At 39.9% G+C, this 14,789-nt stretch carries 14 protein-coding genes; 7 read left to right on the top strand and 7 right to left on the bottom strand.

The annotated features are described in order from the left end of the window. The first annotated feature begins 114 nt into the window (after window positions 1–114). Together BUE31_RS04825 and BUE31_RS04820 are read left to right on the top strand one after the other, a co-directional pair. The gene (locus tag BUE31_RS04825; protein ID WP_073400767.1) at window positions 115–627 is read left to right on the top strand and encodes a hypothetical protein; all 513 of its coding nucleotides are present in this window, start codon (window positions 115–117) and stop codon (window positions 625–627) included. Window positions 628–649: 22 nt separating this feature from the next. After that, a complete protein-coding gene (locus BUE31_RS04820) occupies window positions 650–1,156 on the top strand; it encodes a hypothetical protein (protein WP_143167020.1) in 507 nt (168 codons plus the stop codon). A 33-nt stretch (window positions 1,157–1,189) separates the two neighbouring features. Here the strand turns inward: BUE31_RS04820 and BUE31_RS04815 are convergent, their stop codons facing one another. The 4 genes from BUE31_RS04815 to recR all read right to left on the bottom strand — a co-directional run bounded on the left by BUE31_RS04815 (window position 1,190) and on the right by recR (window position 3,766). Continuing rightward, window positions 1,190–2,005: an SDR family oxidoreductase gene (locus BUE31_RS04815; protein WP_073400763.1), complete on the bottom strand. Its 816-nt coding sequence runs from the start codon at window positions 2,003–2,005 to the stop codon at window positions 1,190–1,192. Window positions 2,006–2,054: 49 nt separating this feature from the next. After that, a complete protein-coding gene (locus tag BUE31_RS30945) occupies window positions 2,055–2,216 on the bottom strand; it encodes a hypothetical protein (protein WP_159440637.1) in 162 nt (53 codons plus the stop codon). Window positions 2,217–2,312: 96 nt separating this feature from the next. Further along, on the bottom strand, window positions 2,313–3,146 hold the full coding sequence (locus BUE31_RS04810; RefSeq protein ID WP_073400761.1) for a glycosyltransferase family 2 protein: 834 nt from the start codon (window positions 3,144–3,146) through the stop codon (window positions 2,313–2,315). A gap of 2 nt (window positions 3,147–3,148) precedes the next feature. Further along, a complete protein-coding gene (gene recR, locus BUE31_RS04805) occupies window positions 3,149–3,766 on the bottom strand; it encodes a recombination mediator RecR (RefSeq protein WP_073400759.1) in 618 nt (205 codons plus the stop codon). 130 nt (window positions 3,767–3,896) lie between these two features. Between recR and BUE31_RS04800 the strand changes: the two genes are divergently transcribed. The 3 genes from BUE31_RS04800 to BUE31_RS04790 all read left to right on the top strand — a co-directional run bounded on the left by BUE31_RS04800 (window position 3,897) and on the right by BUE31_RS04790 (window position 6,665). Next, window positions 3,897–4,250, top strand: coding sequence for a four helix bundle protein (locus BUE31_RS04800; protein WP_073400757.1), 354 nt, complete (start codon window positions 3,897–3,899; stop codon window positions 4,248–4,250). 123 nt (window positions 4,251–4,373) lie between these two features. Next, window positions 4,374–5,855 (top strand): sodium:solute symporter, encoded by a 1,482-nt coding sequence (locus BUE31_RS04795; RefSeq protein WP_073400755.1) that lies wholly within the window; start codon window positions 4,374–4,376, stop codon window positions 5,853–5,855. Between the two features lie 102 nt (window positions 5,856–5,957). Then, entirely contained in the window at window positions 5,958–6,665 is a 708-nt protein-coding gene (locus BUE31_RS04790) for an LOG family protein (protein WP_073400754.1), read from the top strand. Window positions 6,666–6,990: 325 nt separating this feature from the next. Here the strand turns inward: BUE31_RS04790 and BUE31_RS04785 are convergent, their stop codons facing one another. Beyond that, on the bottom strand, window positions 6,991–8,940 hold the full coding sequence (locus BUE31_RS04785; protein ID WP_159440636.1) for a TlpA family protein disulfide reductase: 1,950 nt from the start codon (window positions 8,938–8,940) through the stop codon (window positions 6,991–6,993). Window positions 8,941–9,115: 175 nt separating this feature from the next. Between BUE31_RS04785 and BUE31_RS04780 the strand changes: the two genes are divergently transcribed. Together BUE31_RS04780 and BUE31_RS04775 are read left to right on the top strand one after the other, a co-directional pair. Next, window positions 9,116–10,351 (top strand): TCR/Tet family MFS transporter, encoded by a 1,236-nt coding sequence (locus BUE31_RS04780; protein ID WP_073400750.1) that lies wholly within the window; start codon window positions 9,116–9,118, stop codon window positions 10,349–10,351. A 119-nt stretch (window positions 10,352–10,470) separates the two neighbouring features. Continuing rightward, window positions 10,471–11,685: a TCR/Tet family MFS transporter gene (locus BUE31_RS04775; RefSeq protein WP_073400749.1), complete on the top strand. Its 1,215-nt coding sequence runs from the start codon at window positions 10,471–10,473 to the stop codon at window positions 11,683–11,685. Here the strand turns inward: BUE31_RS04775 and BUE31_RS04770 are convergent. Next, window positions 11,682–12,278: a DUF502 domain-containing protein gene (locus BUE31_RS04770; RefSeq protein WP_073400747.1), complete on the bottom strand. Its 597-nt coding sequence runs from the start codon at window positions 12,276–12,278 to the stop codon at window positions 11,682–11,684. The genes BUE31_RS04775 and BUE31_RS04770 overlap by 4 nt on opposite strands. Window positions 12,279–12,292: 14 nt before the next feature. Continuing rightward, window positions 12,293–14,755, bottom strand: coding sequence for a bifunctional UDP-N-acetylmuramoyl-tripeptide:D-alanyl-D-alanine ligase/alanine racemase (locus BUE31_RS04765; protein WP_073400745.1), 2,463 nt, complete (start codon window positions 14,753–14,755; stop codon window positions 12,293–12,295). Window positions 14,756–14,789 lie beyond the last annotated feature (34 nt).

Genomic DNA, 14,789 nt, shown 5'->3' with positions numbered 1-14,789 from the left:
AGGGAAAGTCATTTAGGGGCCTAGGCCTACATCTTTGTACTTTAATTTTATTATTTTAGGGGCGGTAATTGTCAAGGATCTCAAAGCCTATATTTATTAGCTATACCTTTTTACATGATTAGAAATTTATCTTCCAAGCCATTTCTGCTGTTAATTATTATCCTTCTTCAATCTTGTATTTCAACCAAGATAGCATCCAATAAAGGCACAGATTATATAAAACAACCGAAAAAAATCTTTATTTTGATGAATAATGCTAAGGAAACTAACGAGTTTTGTTCCTTTTTGCTGGCGAAGTTGAAAAGAAAACTTTTAGAAAAAGGAGTGCAATCGGATAGCTACAGACGTAATCCACTTTCGCTGGAAACAGAAAAAGACATCGATTCAAAGATTAACAGTTACGCGCCAGAGGCTTTGATGGTTATCCAACAAAAAATAATTCACTATACCAATGGAAGGGTTGATGGAGGAACAATTGAGATTTCATTAATTGATAGTGAAACCAAAAAAACGGTTTGGAAAAGTGAATTTGAATTTTATGCGATGTTCAGAATGACTGATGCAGTAGATAAAAGTATTAAAAAAATCGTTAATAAGCTTATTGAAGATAAGCTTATTAAAGCATAATCTCTAAATGTATTTCCCTAAAATGAAAGCAAAACTTCAACTGTTATTTATTTTTTTTGCAATAGCTTCTATCCAATCCTGCTCAACCGTTAAAATTGCATCTAACAAAGACGGAAAATATACAAAACAGCCTAAAAAGATATACATAGTAGTAATATGTGATACTAAAATGTCGGCTTTTTGCAATGAGATGATTAATGGACTTCAAAAAAGGTTTACGGCTAAAGGTATAAACTCCGGGAGTTCAAAACGCAATACGCTATCCCTGGCAACAGAGGATGATCTGAACAAAGAGATGGAGCCTTTTAAGCCGGAGGCAATTCTAACCATAAAACAAACCGTTTCAGGCATTGAAATGGGGACGTTTGAATTAACCTTAACTGACGCCGGAACGCAAAAAAATGTTTGGAAAGGTGAACTTGATGTCTCCGCTGATTCTTACACGTCGCTAAAGGATAGCGATGTAGTAAATAAAACCCTTAATACCCTGGTAAATAAATTGATAGAGGACAAAATTATTCCCAATTAAAACGATCTGAAAACGTTTTAAAACGAGATTTTACTATCTCAACAACGAATTTCTTTCTTTAGCCAAAGTATTATAAACCAGCTTATCCAGCAGCTTAGGAAAAAACTTGCTTATCAATACAGTTAATTTTCCCTGGCCGGTCATTATCAGCGTTCTTGACCTGTTTTCAACACCGTCAGCAATAATTTTAGCTACTTCATCGCTGGTCATCATGCTTTGTTCATTTAAAGTGCTTTCACGCTGTTCGTTACCTTCTTTATCCAAAGCAGTATTGCGGATGTTTGATGCTGTAAAACCAGGGCACGCAGTTAAGATATGAACTCCCGTTTTTAAATTCTCCACCCGCAAAGCATCCAGGAAGCCATTCATGGCAAATTTTGATGCGGAATAGCCCGAGCGTCCGGGTAACCCTTTATATCCTGCAATTGACGAAACACCAACAATGGTGCCTTGTGTTTTTAATATCTCAGGTAATGCATATTTGGTACAATATACTGTTCCCCAAAAGTTTACATCCATCACCGATTTTAAAACTTTAAGGTCAGTATCCTTAAATAGTGCCCGCATAGAAATGCCTGCATTATTTATTAATATGTCAACGCGTTCAAAGGTAACCAGGGCTTGTTTTATTAAAAGGTCACAGTCAGCCTCAATGGTTACATCACATTGTACGGCTACCGCTTTTATTTTGTATTGTTGCTCAAGCTGTTGCGTTATTGTACATAAATTAACAAAATGCCTTGCACCCAAAACAAGATTTGCGCCGCGTTTGGCAAACTCTGTGGCAAGGGATTTGCCAATTCCTGAAGATGCACCGGTAATTATTACTACTTTATTAGTTAAATTCATAAATGGGGGAAAAGAAGGTACTTAAATAGTATTGTTCCAATTATCAATACTATAAATCGTTTAGAAAATCAGCTAAAGTTTGTTTGCTTTTGGGAGAGTTTTTTAATAAAGCAACTTCATTAAATGCTTCGGTTAAATCCGATTCGATTTTTAATATCTGTTCTTGCTTTTTGAGTTTTTTTAAACACGAACAGTGCACAGCTAATTTCATGCACCAAATTTAGAAATTTTATATTTCTTGGACAGGTAAATTTACCATCAATTATGACTGGTAAAAAGAAATTAAAGTGGTAATAGTTGCAGTTTGCTATTTAACCTCGTAAGTTGAAGGGAACAGTTGTGGCACGCCCTTAACCACAAGATCGGGTACCTTGATTAAGTATTTGACGGCGAATATGAACATAGCACCATAAAAATACTTAACGTAATTCCAGCTAAACTTGGCCGGCCTATGGCTTTCAAAGTTAATGATGTATGTTTTTGGGAAATAATAGTTTTTAAAACCGGCAAGCCTTAACCTGTATGATAAGTCGATATCAGCTCCATACATAAAGAAACGTTCGTCAAACACACCGGTTTCATTTAAGGCGGTACTGCGCAGCATCATACATGCGCCATTTAATATATCAACTTCTGCTACCTGGAACTCTTCAACCCAATCTTTGCGGTGCCTGTCATAAAGCCGGGTTTTTGAAAGGTGTTTGGCAAAGCCTATAATCCTTAAAAATGTACCCCATGTTTTTGTTAAACCATGGATAGATTCCGGTAAAAAGCGCCCCAATGGACTTAGCATCCTGATCCCCATACCACCCGCATCTGCATGGTCGTCCATAAACGTTATCATCTTTTCAACTGCGTCTTTGACGGTTATTGTATCCGGACTGACCAGTAAAATATACTCCCCTGTACACTGTTTTAATGCCTGGTTGTTGGCTTTTGCTACGCCAAGATCAGTATCATTAGCAATGACTTTTATATCAGGAAAATTATTTGCAAGCATTTCAAGCGAATGGTCAGCAGAGGCGTTATCTACTATAAGTAATTCATAATCAATGCCTTTGCAGGCATCAATTAAAGAATTTAATGCTTGTTTTAGCAATAGACAAGTATTACGATTTACAACTATTACGGATAGCTTCATATTTACTTTGACAGTGAATTGATATAAGGAATACGTGTGGCGATGGATCGTCCTAATGTGATTTCATCTACATACTCCAATTCTCCACCAAAAGCTATGCCACGAGCGATGGTTGATATGGTTATATCAAAAGATTTTAAACGTTTATCTAAATAAAAAATAGTGGTATCGCCTTCCATGGTAGCGCTAAGCGCGAAAATGATCTCTTTTACGTCATTTTCTTTTAAACGGTCAAGCAATGAATCTACCTCAAGATCAGACGGTCCAACACCATCCATTGGCGATATTAGGCCACCCAACACGTGGTATACGCCATTATACTGGTTTGTATTTTCAATGGCCATTACATCGCGGGTATCTTCAACAACGCAGATCATGGTATGATCCCGTTTTGGGGAAGAACAGATCTCGCAAACCGGGTGATCGGAAATGTTTAAACAAACCCGGCAAAACTGGATTTCGTTACGCAGCTTGCTTATAGTGGCGCTAAACTTTTCTACATCGCCCTTCTCCTGGTTTAACAGGTGTAAAACGAGGCGTAAAGCAGTTTTTTGACCCACCCCCGGCAATTTCGCAAATTCAGCTACAGCATCTTCCAGCAACCTCGATGAAAAGTTCATGTTGCGAAGATAGGGAATAGTCCGAAAGTCCGGAAGTCCGCAAGTCCGAAAGATGACTTGCAATTTGTCAAAATAAATTTTTGGATAAATTTCCTTTTGTTTGATAACTTGTCGCCAGGATTTTAATGTTATGAGTTTTAAGTTTGAGAAATTAATAGTTTGGCAAAAAGCAGTTGATTTGGCAGCAAGTGTTCATGAATTGACAAAGGGTTTTCCAAAAGAGGAATTGTTTATATTGTCAGCACAAATAAGGAGGGCGGCTGATTCTGTTTCGTTAAATATTGCAGAAGGTTCTACCGGTCAGTCAAATGCCGAATTTAATAAGTTTTTAGGATACGCATTACGCTCTAATGTTGAAGTTGTGGGATGTTTATATCTTGCACAAAAACGAAACTTAATCGAACAACCTAACTTCTCTAAAATTTACGCACAATCTGAAGAAATCCTGGTTATGATTAATGGATTAAAAAACTCGTTAAAATAATAATGTTAAATTGCACTTTAGATAATTAGTTCATCTTCCGGACTCTCGGGCTTTCCCTGCTTCCGGACTAAAATTCATCTTTCGGACTTCCGGACTTTCGGACTTTCGGACTAACAAAACAACATGTCTCCCGGAATATTACTCACATTCATCATCGGTTACTTTTTAGTATTGCTCATTATATCATGGTTAACCTCGCGTAAGTCATCTGATAATGATACCTTTTTTGTAGCTAACCGCAATTCCAAATGGTACCTGGTAGCTTTTGGGATGATCGGTACCGCATTGAGCGGGGTAACTTTTATATCGGTACCTGGCAAAGTTGGCGCAGCAACCGGCGATCAGTTTGAATATTTCCAGTTTGTTTTAGGGAATGCGGCCGGTTTTATAGTTATAGCTACAGTTTTATTGCCGCTTTATTACCGGCTGAAACTCACCTCTATATACAGTTATATTGAAGGAGCGCTTGGTACCTGGAGCTATAAAACAGCAGCCGGGATCTTTTTGATCAGCCGCATTATTGGTTCATCTTTTAGGCTTTATTTGGTGGTTATAGTTTTACAGAAATTTATTTTTGATAGCTACCATGTACCGTTTGTAATAACCGGGCTGATCTGTTTAGTGCTCATCTGGTCGTACACGTTTAAGGGTGGACTAAAAACTATTATTATTACGGACAGCCTGCAAACGCTGTTCCTGGTATCATCAGTATTTTTGTCGATATATTTTATTTGTCAAAGTCTGCACTATAATATTTTTGAAGCGGCAGAGGCGATTAAGAACAGCAGTTACTCCAAGATCTTTTTCTTTGGTGATTTTTTAACCAGTAAATTCCACTTCGCCAAGGCTTTTTGGGGAGGGCTGTTTATCACTGTTGCAATGACAGGACTTGACCAGGACCTGATGCAAAAAAACCTGAGCCTTAAAAACATCCGCGAAGCGAAAAAGAACATGTTCAGTTTTACGGCTGTTTTTGTGGTGATCAATATTTTCTTTTTATGTGTTGGAGCTTTACTTTATATGTACGCTGCAAAATATGGCATTACAGTTGAAAAGACAGATTACCTGTATCCAACCATCGCCCTGAAATATCTTGGCCTGATACCGGGAATGGTATTTATGCTGGGTTTAACCGCGGCTACCTTTGCCACTACAGATTCGGCTTTAACCGCGCTTACCACATCTTTTTGCGTAGACTTTTTGGGCTTTAATAAAAAAGCGAATACTAACGGTAAGGAAATGGTTAGGGTACGCCATTATGTGCATATTGTGTTTTCAGGCTGTTTACTGTTAACCATTATTATATTTAACGCTATAACCAATACGGCGGTTGTTAACGCCATATTTAAAGTGGCGTCATATACCTATGGGCCATTGCTGGGCCTCTATTCGTTCGGGTTGTTTTTGGGCAAAAGGCAGGTTATGGATAAGCTAACGCCTTTTATTTGTTTAATCTCCCCGGCCATATGTTATTATCTGAGCATTAATTCGGCAAAATTATTTGGTGGTTACATTTTTGATAACGAGTTGATAATAGTAAACGGATTAATTACGTTTGTTGGACTGTGGTTAACTTCTTCTGCGAAGTCCGAAAGCCTGGCTTAGCATCAGCAAAACTTAAACGCCCAACTATTGTAATATTATTATAAAAAACTAAAAACCTTCCGGACTTTACCGACTTTCGGACTTCCGGACTAATTAAAGAACATGACAGGTGAAGAAAAAATAAGACAAGCGTTTGAGAATAAAAATTGGCAGGAAATTAAAGTAACCGACTCCTGGCAGATCTTTAAAATTATGGCTGAGTTTGTTGACGGCTTTGAAAAGCTGGCTAAAATAGGCCCATGCGTATCCATATTTGGTTCGGCGCGTACGCATAATGATAATAAGTATTACAAGTTAGCCGAGAATACGGCTAGGATCTTAACTGAGAGAGGATATGGCGTAATTTCAGGTGGTGGCCCCGGGATTATGGAGGCGGCCAATAAAGGTGCTTATGAAGCCGGAGGAAAATCAGTAGGTTTAAATATTGAGCTCCCTTTTGAACAGTTTCATAATAAGTATATCGACAGGGACAAGATCCTGGAGTTTGATTACTTTTTTATCCGTAAGGTAATGTTTATGAAATACTCCCAGGGCTTTATTATTTTGCCGGGCGGTTTCGGAACTATGGATGAATCATTTGAAGCAATTACGCTGATCCAAACAGGTAAGATAGCCCGTTTCCCCATTGTATTTGTTGGTGTTGATTATTGGAAAGGACTTTTTAACTGGGTGGAAGAGAAAATGCTTGAACAGGAGCACAATATCCATCCGGACGACCTGATGCTTTACCGCTTGGTTGATACTGCCGAAGAAGCAGCTGAACATATTTTCCGTTTTTATGAGAAATATGTACTGAAACCAAACTTTTAATTTAAAATTTTTCAGTCTAAAAAGAAAGCGATCTGCTACAAGCAGATCGCTTTCTTTTTTAATAATCATTTTTTCTCTCCGTTGGCTGTGTCCTCACAGCCAACCACCAGGACATTCGCGCCGTATTCATATCGTATATTAATAAGCTTTATGTCGTTGACTCTTTTCTGTATTTTAGTTTTTGATCCAAACTAATACATTTTCGATTAGCATGGTGGTTGGCTGTGGGGACACAGCCAACGGGGAAGGGAAATAAGCCCCGGTTTACCGGGGCTTTCATAGTTGCTTTTGATACAGCCTCTTCTTTTTTTAAGCAGCATTTTTATTATTTCATACCGGCTTTTTTATCAGTTGGTTTCTGTTCAGCAGCATAAGCTTCAGGATTACCTGCCATATCAACCATGTTGGTTATCTCGTCAACCAGTTTTTCAGGCGTGCCTAAGAAACCCACATACTTAAAGCGGATATTTCCGCTTTTATCAATAACAAACTTAGTTGGTATTCCTGGTACATCAAATGTACTTACTACTTTATCCTGTTTGCCACTTGCAGTTTTTTCATCCAGCAGTACGTGGAAAGTGTATTTATTATCAGCAATGAACTTTTTAACTTCATCGGTATAATTTGCTGCAGTTTCCCATACATCAACAAATAAAAACATAACATTAGGGTTATCTTTATATTTAGTTACAGCCATTTGCATCCCCGGAAATGAAGCTTTACAGGGCCCGCACCAGGTTGCCCAAAAATCAACTATCACAACTTTCCCTTTTAAATCGGCTAATGAAACAGCTTTTCCATCAAGATCTTTAAGTGTAAAAGCAGGAGCAGGGGTATTGATCATTGTTTTTGCCAGGTCGGCCATTAGCTTGTTCTTCGCTGCCGTTTCTAAGGATACCAGGTATTGATCGTAACCATTTTCACTGCCTTTTATTTTAGCATAGTTTTTTTTCAGTTCACTTTTAATAATATCAGTTCCCTTTCCTTCTTTTATAGCATTTTCAGCATACTGTTGTGCTTTTGCTGATTGCCCAAGGGCGCTTAAGATCTGTATGTAGTGCTCGTATATTTCTCCTTCAATATTTTTGCCGCTATGGTCAAATACAGGTTGTTCATATTTAAGGGCCTCATCCAATTTGTTTTCTTTAAACAAGATCAGGGCATAGGTATCAGCATACATATCATAGGTAAACTCGTAATTCTTTTTCATTTGTGAAGGAGAAGTGTATGCTGCCCCAGCAGGATTGCTGATCTTTTCTGAAACGATATCAAGCGATTGTTTCGACAATTTCTCTGCGTCAGCCAAATGTTCACCTTTTTGCGCCCATGGATAAGCCACATTATTCAATGACCCTGCTAAATTTGTTTTATTTTTAATTAAAGCTTCATATTTATTGTAATTGACCATATCGCCTTTTGCAAGATATGCGCCTGCCAATTGTAATCTGAAGTTATCTTGTATGGTGTTTTTATCAGTGGGGATTTCAGGATACTTTTTAATATAAACATTGTAAATGGAGTCTTTTTTGGCCAGGTCTTTTTCCTTTGAAAACGCCATTCCCAATTCATTCTTCACAGTTAAGCCATCGGGGAATTTATTTTTAACAATAGTATTCAATGAATCGGCTCCGGTGCTTTTTGTTATATTTAAAAGATTTACAGCTAACATCAAATCCTTTTCATCTGTGCTTGTTTCAAGCGATTTAACCTCCTCATTAACTTCTGCTTTGCATTCCGGCTTCCTGGCTATCATATAATAATAAGTTGCCTGGTAGTCCTTTTTACTTCCGGGATGCAATGCAAACTCCTTTTTATAAGCTTCAGTGCTTTCCTTAGGGTCTGTCTTTATTTTTGCAAAGTGATTTCCCATACCGGCTAAAAAGTACCCCTGCATGGCATAAGCGCCTTCAACCGGTTGTTTGTCTTTGTAAACAAGGTACACGTAGCCTTTCTCGTTATTGTTGTCAACATCTTCGCCACTGCTTATTTTAATGAAGAAGGCTTTGGCAGTAGCAGGAATGGTTATTTCACCGGCTAATGATTTTCCTTGCGGTTTTAAGTCGATGTCTGCAACCGGGTAATCTTTATTATCTAGATAATAAACTGCTGCAGTAAGATCTTTTTTTCCATCAACTACAGTTCCGGCAGGGTCATAGGTTAATGTGATCTTTTCGCCAGCGGCAGGGTAGGCGTCGGATAGTTTAAGATGCGTGTCGGTTTGTGCAAATGCACACTGCATGGCCAGGATGCCTGGTAATGCAAATAGGATTTTCATGTTTTTCATGCGAGTGGTCTTTAAAGGTTTGGGAAGCAATAATGAAAATGATGCCCTGGATCATAACTCATGATGGCTTCATAATAACTATATATTTAGTTAAAGGTAATAATTGTTTATTTATAAGCAAGTTTTTATTTAAAAAAGTTACATTATATTATTTATTTTGCAGGCTATGCACAAACCAAAAAAGCAGGCGGCGCTGGGATTTATATTTGCAACTTTATTAATTGACGTTATTGGGCTGGGGATTATTATCCCGGTTATTCCCAAACTTATTGAGCATTTAATTCACGGTGATGTAAGCGATGCTTCATGGTATGGCGGGTGGCTTACTGCCGCTTATGCAGGGATGCAGTTTTTGTTTGCCCCGGTTATAGGGAACCTCAGCGATAAATTTGGCCGCAGGCCGGTATTGCTTTGCTCGCTTTTAGGTTTTAGCGTTGATTATTTGTTCTCTGCTTTTGCGCCAACTATAGCGTGGCTGTTTGTAGGCCGCATTGTTGCCGGCATAACAGGCGCCAGCTTTACTACCGCATCAGCTTACATTGCCGATATCAGCGAGCCTGAAAAACGGGCGGCCAATTTCGGGTTGGTTGGCGTTGCTTTTGGCCTGGGCTTTATTATAGGGCCGGCACTTGGGGGAATTCTCGGAAAATATGATGTTCACTATCCATTTATCGCCGCTGCCGCTTTAGCATTGCTTAATGCAATTTATGGTTATTTTATATTACCCGAGTCACTGGCAGTGGAGAACAGGCGGTCGTTTGATATTAAAAGGGCGAATCCTTTCGGCTCGGTGATCCAGCTAAAAAAATATAAATCTGTTATTGGCCTCGCATTATCTTTATTCCTGATATATTTTGCAGCACAGGCCGTACAAAGCGTATGGACTTATTATACCATTAAAAAATTTAGCTGGAATGAAGATATGGTGGGGTATTCCCTTGGCTTTGTTGGTTTAATGGTTGCTACGGTGCAGGGAGGCTTGATCAGGATCATATTGCCAAAGCTTGGAACCGAAAGAAGTATTTGGATCGGCCTGCTTTTGTATGCTGCAGGACTTGCTCTTTTTTCTTTTGCATTTAAAGGCTGGATGATGTTTGCTATCCTGATCCCTTATTGCCTGGGGGGAATTGCCGGGCCTGCCATACAGGGATATATGAGCAACAGCGTACCTGCAAATGAACAGGGTGAGCTGCAGGGCGGCCTTACCAGCTTAATAAGCATAAGCTCCATATTCGGCCCTTTACTTATGACCCAATCTTTTTACTATTTTACAAAGCCTAACCCGTTTTTTCAATTCCCGGGTGCACCATTCGCAATTGGCGCTCTATTGATGCTTTTAAGTGCGATATTAGCTGTAAGGAGTTTTCGTGTTAGAGATCGGGGGGTAGAGATCAGAGATTAGATTTAGTCCGGAAGTCCGAAAGAAGGATTTATCTAACATTTCAAAATTCATATTAACTAATCTCTGATCTCTAACCTCTAATCACTAATTTCCAGCCTCTAATCACTAAATTAATCAATATGGCGAAACCCAAACAGTCTGCAGCGCTTGGATTTATATTTGTTACCATCTTTATTGATGTGTTGGGTTTGGGTATCATAATCCCGGTAATGCCCAAATTGTTGCAGACGCTCGGGCATATCAATGTAAACGAAGCTTCTGAATATATCGGGTGGTTAACCTTCGTTTATGCAACCATGCAATTAATATTTGCAAGCATAATGGGTAACCTGAGCGACAGGTATGGCCGCCGGCCTATATTATTGATCTCCTTATTCGGATTTGGACTTGACTACGTTGTAATGGCTTTTGCACCTTCAATAGCATGGCTATTTGCCGGCCGTATCATAGCCGGCATATGCGGGGCAAGCACCTCTACAGCTACTGCGTACATTGCCGACATCAGCACGGGTAATAAAAGGGCGGCTAACTTTGGCCTGGTGGGAGCAGCCTCAGCCATTGGGCTAATATTCGGAATAGCATTAGGCGCCTTTCTTTTCGTTATAAATATTCGTCTGCCCTTTATGGCAGCTGGAGCGTTCGCATTTGCCAACGCGCTTTATGGTTTGTTTGTATTGCCCGAATCCTTAGCGCCTGAGCATCGCCGGAAATTTGAATGGCGTCGCGCTAATCCACTTTTATCTTTATTGAGGATCTATAAAAAACAGCCTGCCCTTGCCAGTTTATTGGCGGCTACTGCAATAGTGTATGTTGCTCAAAAAGCCGTAGAGTATCTGTTGTCGACATTTATCTATGAAAAGTTTAACTGGACACCCGCAAGCGTTGGCTATTTAGGGCTTTTTACCGGGTTAGTTTTATTTGCTATACAGGCGGGCCTTATAAGGTATACCGTGCCCAAATTCGGGCAGCAAAAAAACATCATTGCCGGTTTAGTATTTTATGCTGTTGGCTTGTTACTGATAGCTATTATAGGCAAAGGCTGGATGCTTTATTTGTGTATGATCCCGTATTGCCTGGGAGGTTTATCCGGTCCGGCTTTACAAGGCCTGGCGTCGGAAAAAGTAGCTAAAAACGAACAAGGCGAATTGCAGGGTGCCTTCGCCATTTTAAACAGTATAAGCCTTATAATAGGGCCGCTATTGTTAAGCTATGTTTTTTTCTTCTTCACAAAAAAGAGCTCAGGTGTTTATTTTCCGGGAGCGCCTTACCTGCTTGCTGCGGTTTTAATGCTGATCAGCACCTTTATGGCGATTAGAAGTTTTAAAAAAGCTTAATGCAATCCGCTAACACCGCCTGATATAACAAATTTCATCATATCTGCTGCACTCTTGTCGATATGTTTCACTTTGTCGGCAGATATGATGACTACCTGGCCGGCAAAGGAGTAGGAGTAAGGGAAGTAAACAGCAACATCTCCGGGCAGGTTTAATGCCGAAAGGTCTTTTTGTACTATAAAACCTATTTTTTTTAAGCCGAACTCATTAACCTCAACCAAAACCGGTTCATTAAATTTCTTTTCTTCGCCAACAAAAGCTTCTGTCAGATCTTTTATTGATGAATATAAAAAATTTAAAAGCGGCAAGCGGTTAAGCCAGCGGTAAAACCAGCGTTTTATAGGGTCGGTTACCACATTGGTTACCAATATGCCCGCTACTAAAATTATAACCAACACATTTAAAATACCCAGGCCCGGAATATAAACAGGTTTGCCGGTTTTGGGGTCGGTCCAAAGCATGCCACTTAAATTAAGTGCATCATCAATACTTTTTACAGCCCAAAAGATTAAAAGAAAGGCTGCGCCAAGCGGAACTACGATCAATAATCCTTTAATAAAATACCTTAAAAGTGCCCTCGCTATCTGCTTCATCTTAACTCCGGTTTCTATTCGTAAAAGTACACCCTTTTTACCCTTTGCGATACATTTGTTAATATTTCATAAGGGATGGTGCCAATTTGTGTTGCCAGCTCATTAATGCGCTGCTGCTCATTAAATATGATAACCTCGTCGCCTTCTTTTACATCAACCCCGGTAACATCAAGCATGCACATATCCATGGTTATATTGCCAACGGTGGGCACCAGGATGCCTTTAACCAGCATTTTGCCAACACCATTGCCAAAAGCACGCAAATAGCCGTCGGCATAGCCAATACGTACAGTTGCTATTTTACCGTCCTTTGGCAGACTGCCGCTGCGGCTGTAGCTAATGGTTTCGCCGGCTTTTACTTTCTTTACCTGCGCTATGCTGGTTTTTAAGCTGGCAATAGGCTGTAAGCCGGTATCGGGCGTAATCATCCCCATGTCAATGCCATACAGGCCAATGCCAATCCTCACCATGTCATAGTGAGCGCCCGGCCAGCGAATAACCCCCGATGTATTACTCAAGTGTTTGATCACCTTATAACCCAAAATTTTCTCTATCTGTTTGTATGCCTTTTCAAAACTGCTGATCTGCTTTTTTGTAAAGTCGTCATGCTTTTTTTCATCACTGGCAACCAGGTGCGAAAATACAGATTGTACGTGTACATACCTGTTTTCTTCCAGCATATCGCACAATGCTTCCACATCCGCATTCTCAAAACCCAGCCGGTGCATCCCGGTATCAATTTTTAGGTGGATAGGGTAGTTCAATACGTTCTTTTCCCGGGCATATTTTATGTATTCGTCAAATAAGCCAAAGCTGTAAATAACGGGTTCCAGCTCAAATTCAGTCAGTTTGTCAAATGCCGATGCCTCGGGGTTAAGGATCATTATCGGCAGGCTTATCCCGGTATTGCGCAAGGCCACACCTTCATCAATATAGGCCACTGCCAGGTAATCAACCTTGTTATATTGTAATATGTTGGCTACTTCAAATGTTCCGCTGCCGTATGAAAATGCTTTTACCATCGCCATAACTTTTACACCGGGCTTTAATTTGGACCGGTAAAAGTTCAGGTTGTTCAGTAAAGCATTCAGGTTGATCTCTAATATGGTTTCATGGGCCTTTTGCACCAATACCCGGCTGATCCGCTCAAATTCGAAACTGCGCGACCCTTTTATCAGGATGGTTTCTTCCTTAAAATTCAGTGCACGTAAATGCTGCAGCATGGTCGCCGTATCCGGGTAAAAGTGCTTTTCAGGTACATCGAAATAATCCTGGTGACTTAGCAATGCATCGCCCACACCAATAAATTTATCCACCTTTTTTATCTTCATCATATCGGCAACCTGCCTGTATAAAACATCGGCCTGTAAACCTGATTGATAGATATCCGACAGGATCAACGTTTTTTTATGATGCTGATTTTGCTGCGTTAAAAAGTTTAAGGCGATTTCTAACGACTGAAGATCTGAATTATAGGAATCATCAATAACCGAACAATCATTTATGCCCGTTTTCAGCTCAAGCCGCATGCTAACGGCATTTAAATGTTCTATCCGTTTATCAGCCTGTACAGCTGTATAGCCCATTGCCAGCATGGTTGCCCAGCAAACTATAGCGTTTTCAACAGAAGCTTCATCTAAAAAAGGGATCAGGCACTCGATTTCTTTATCTTTATATTTTGCTCTTAAATAAAAGTTCTTCTTGATCACGGTCTCGCTGAAAACATACAGATCGGCCTGTTTAAATTTAGTGCTCCAGGTAAAACGGTTTTTAACCGGGATCTTACCTTTAAAGTCAATCAATTGATCGTAATTGTGGATCAGCAGGCGACAGTTTTTAAATAGCCTCAATTTCTCCTGTACCTTTTGGTTCCGGCTTTCAAATCCTTCATCATGCGCAGGGCCAATATGAGTTAAGATGCCAACAGAAGGCTTTATAATGGCCTCCAGTTTGTCGATTTCACCTACAGTGGAGATGCCTGCTTCAAAAATCCCCAGGTCGTTCTTTTCATTGATCTGCCATACAGAAAGTGGCACGCCAATTTGCGAGTTATAGCTTTTGGGATTCCGTACAATGTTTTTATCGGGAGAGAGCAGCTGGTACAGCCATTCCTTTACAATGGTTTTGCCGTTGCTACCTGTAATTCCTATCACTTCAAGGTTGAAACGGTTGCGGTGATAGGCAGCTAAAGTTTGTAGTGCAACAAGCACATCATCCACCATTAAAAAGTTGGCTTCGGGGGCTTTTATTTCGTTTCCCTGTCTTACCACAAAATTACGGACACCGCCTGCATAAGCCTCGGCAATAAACTCATGGCCGTTCCGCCTGCCGCTCAAGGCAAAGAACAAACCACCCGCTGGATTGCTGATCCGGCGGCTATCGGTTAATAAAGTGTTGACATTGCATTCTTTAACAATAGTTCCGCCTGCGTTAATTATCTGTTTGATCTCCGAAATAGTGTATTGATTGCTGAGCATGGTACGAATTTGCTTATATTTCTGTAGATAGAAG

The sequence above is a fragment of the Mucilaginibacter sp. OK098 genome (genome assembly GCF_900142915.1).
Classification (GTDB): Bacteria; Bacteroidota; Bacteroidia; order Sphingobacteriales; family Sphingobacteriaceae; genus Mucilaginibacter.
This window is presented reverse-complemented; position numbering and strand designations above follow the sequence as displayed.

Coding starts and splice junctions, on each gene's coding strand:
- BUE31_RS04825 (WP_073400767.1), top strand. CDS start 115: ATGATTAGAAATTTATCTTCCAAGCCATTTCTGCTGTTAATTATTATC.
- BUE31_RS04820 (WP_143167020.1), top strand. CDS start 650: ATGAAAGCAAAACTTCAACTGTTATTTATTTTTTTTGCAATAGCTTCT.
- BUE31_RS04815 (WP_073400763.1), bottom strand. CDS start 2,005: ATGAATTTAACTAATAAAGTAGTAATAATTACCGGTGCATCTTCAGGA.
- BUE31_RS30945 (WP_159440637.1), bottom strand. CDS start 2,216: ATGAAATTAGCTGTGCACTGTTCGTGTTTAAAAAAACTCAAAAAGCAA.
- BUE31_RS04810 (WP_073400761.1), bottom strand. CDS start 3,146: ATGAAGCTATCCGTAATAGTTGTAAATCGTAATACTTGTCTATTGCTA.
- recR (WP_073400759.1), bottom strand. CDS start 3,766: ATGAACTTTTCATCGAGGTTGCTGGAAGATGCTGTAGCTGAATTTGCG.
- BUE31_RS04800 (WP_073400757.1), top strand. CDS start 3,897: ATGAGTTTTAAGTTTGAGAAATTAATAGTTTGGCAAAAAGCAGTTGAT.
- BUE31_RS04795 (WP_073400755.1), top strand. CDS start 4,374: ATGTCTCCCGGAATATTACTCACATTCATCATCGGTTACTTTTTAGTA.
- BUE31_RS04790 (WP_073400754.1), top strand. CDS start 5,958: ATGACAGGTGAAGAAAAAATAAGACAAGCGTTTGAGAATAAAAATTGG.
- BUE31_RS04785 (WP_159440636.1), bottom strand. CDS start 8,940: ATGAAAATCCTATTTGCATTACCAGGCATCCTGGCCATGCAGTGTGCA.
- BUE31_RS04780 (WP_073400750.1), top strand. CDS start 9,116: ATGCACAAACCAAAAAAGCAGGCGGCGCTGGGATTTATATTTGCAACT.
- BUE31_RS04775 (WP_073400749.1), top strand. CDS start 10,471: ATGGCGAAACCCAAACAGTCTGCAGCGCTTGGATTTATATTTGTTACC.
- BUE31_RS04770 (WP_073400747.1), bottom strand. CDS start 12,278: ATGAAGCAGATAGCGAGGGCACTTTTAAGGTATTTTATTAAAGGATTA.
- BUE31_RS04765 (WP_073400745.1), bottom strand. CDS start 14,755: ATGCTCAGCAATCAATACACTATTTCGGAGATCAAACAGATAATTAAC.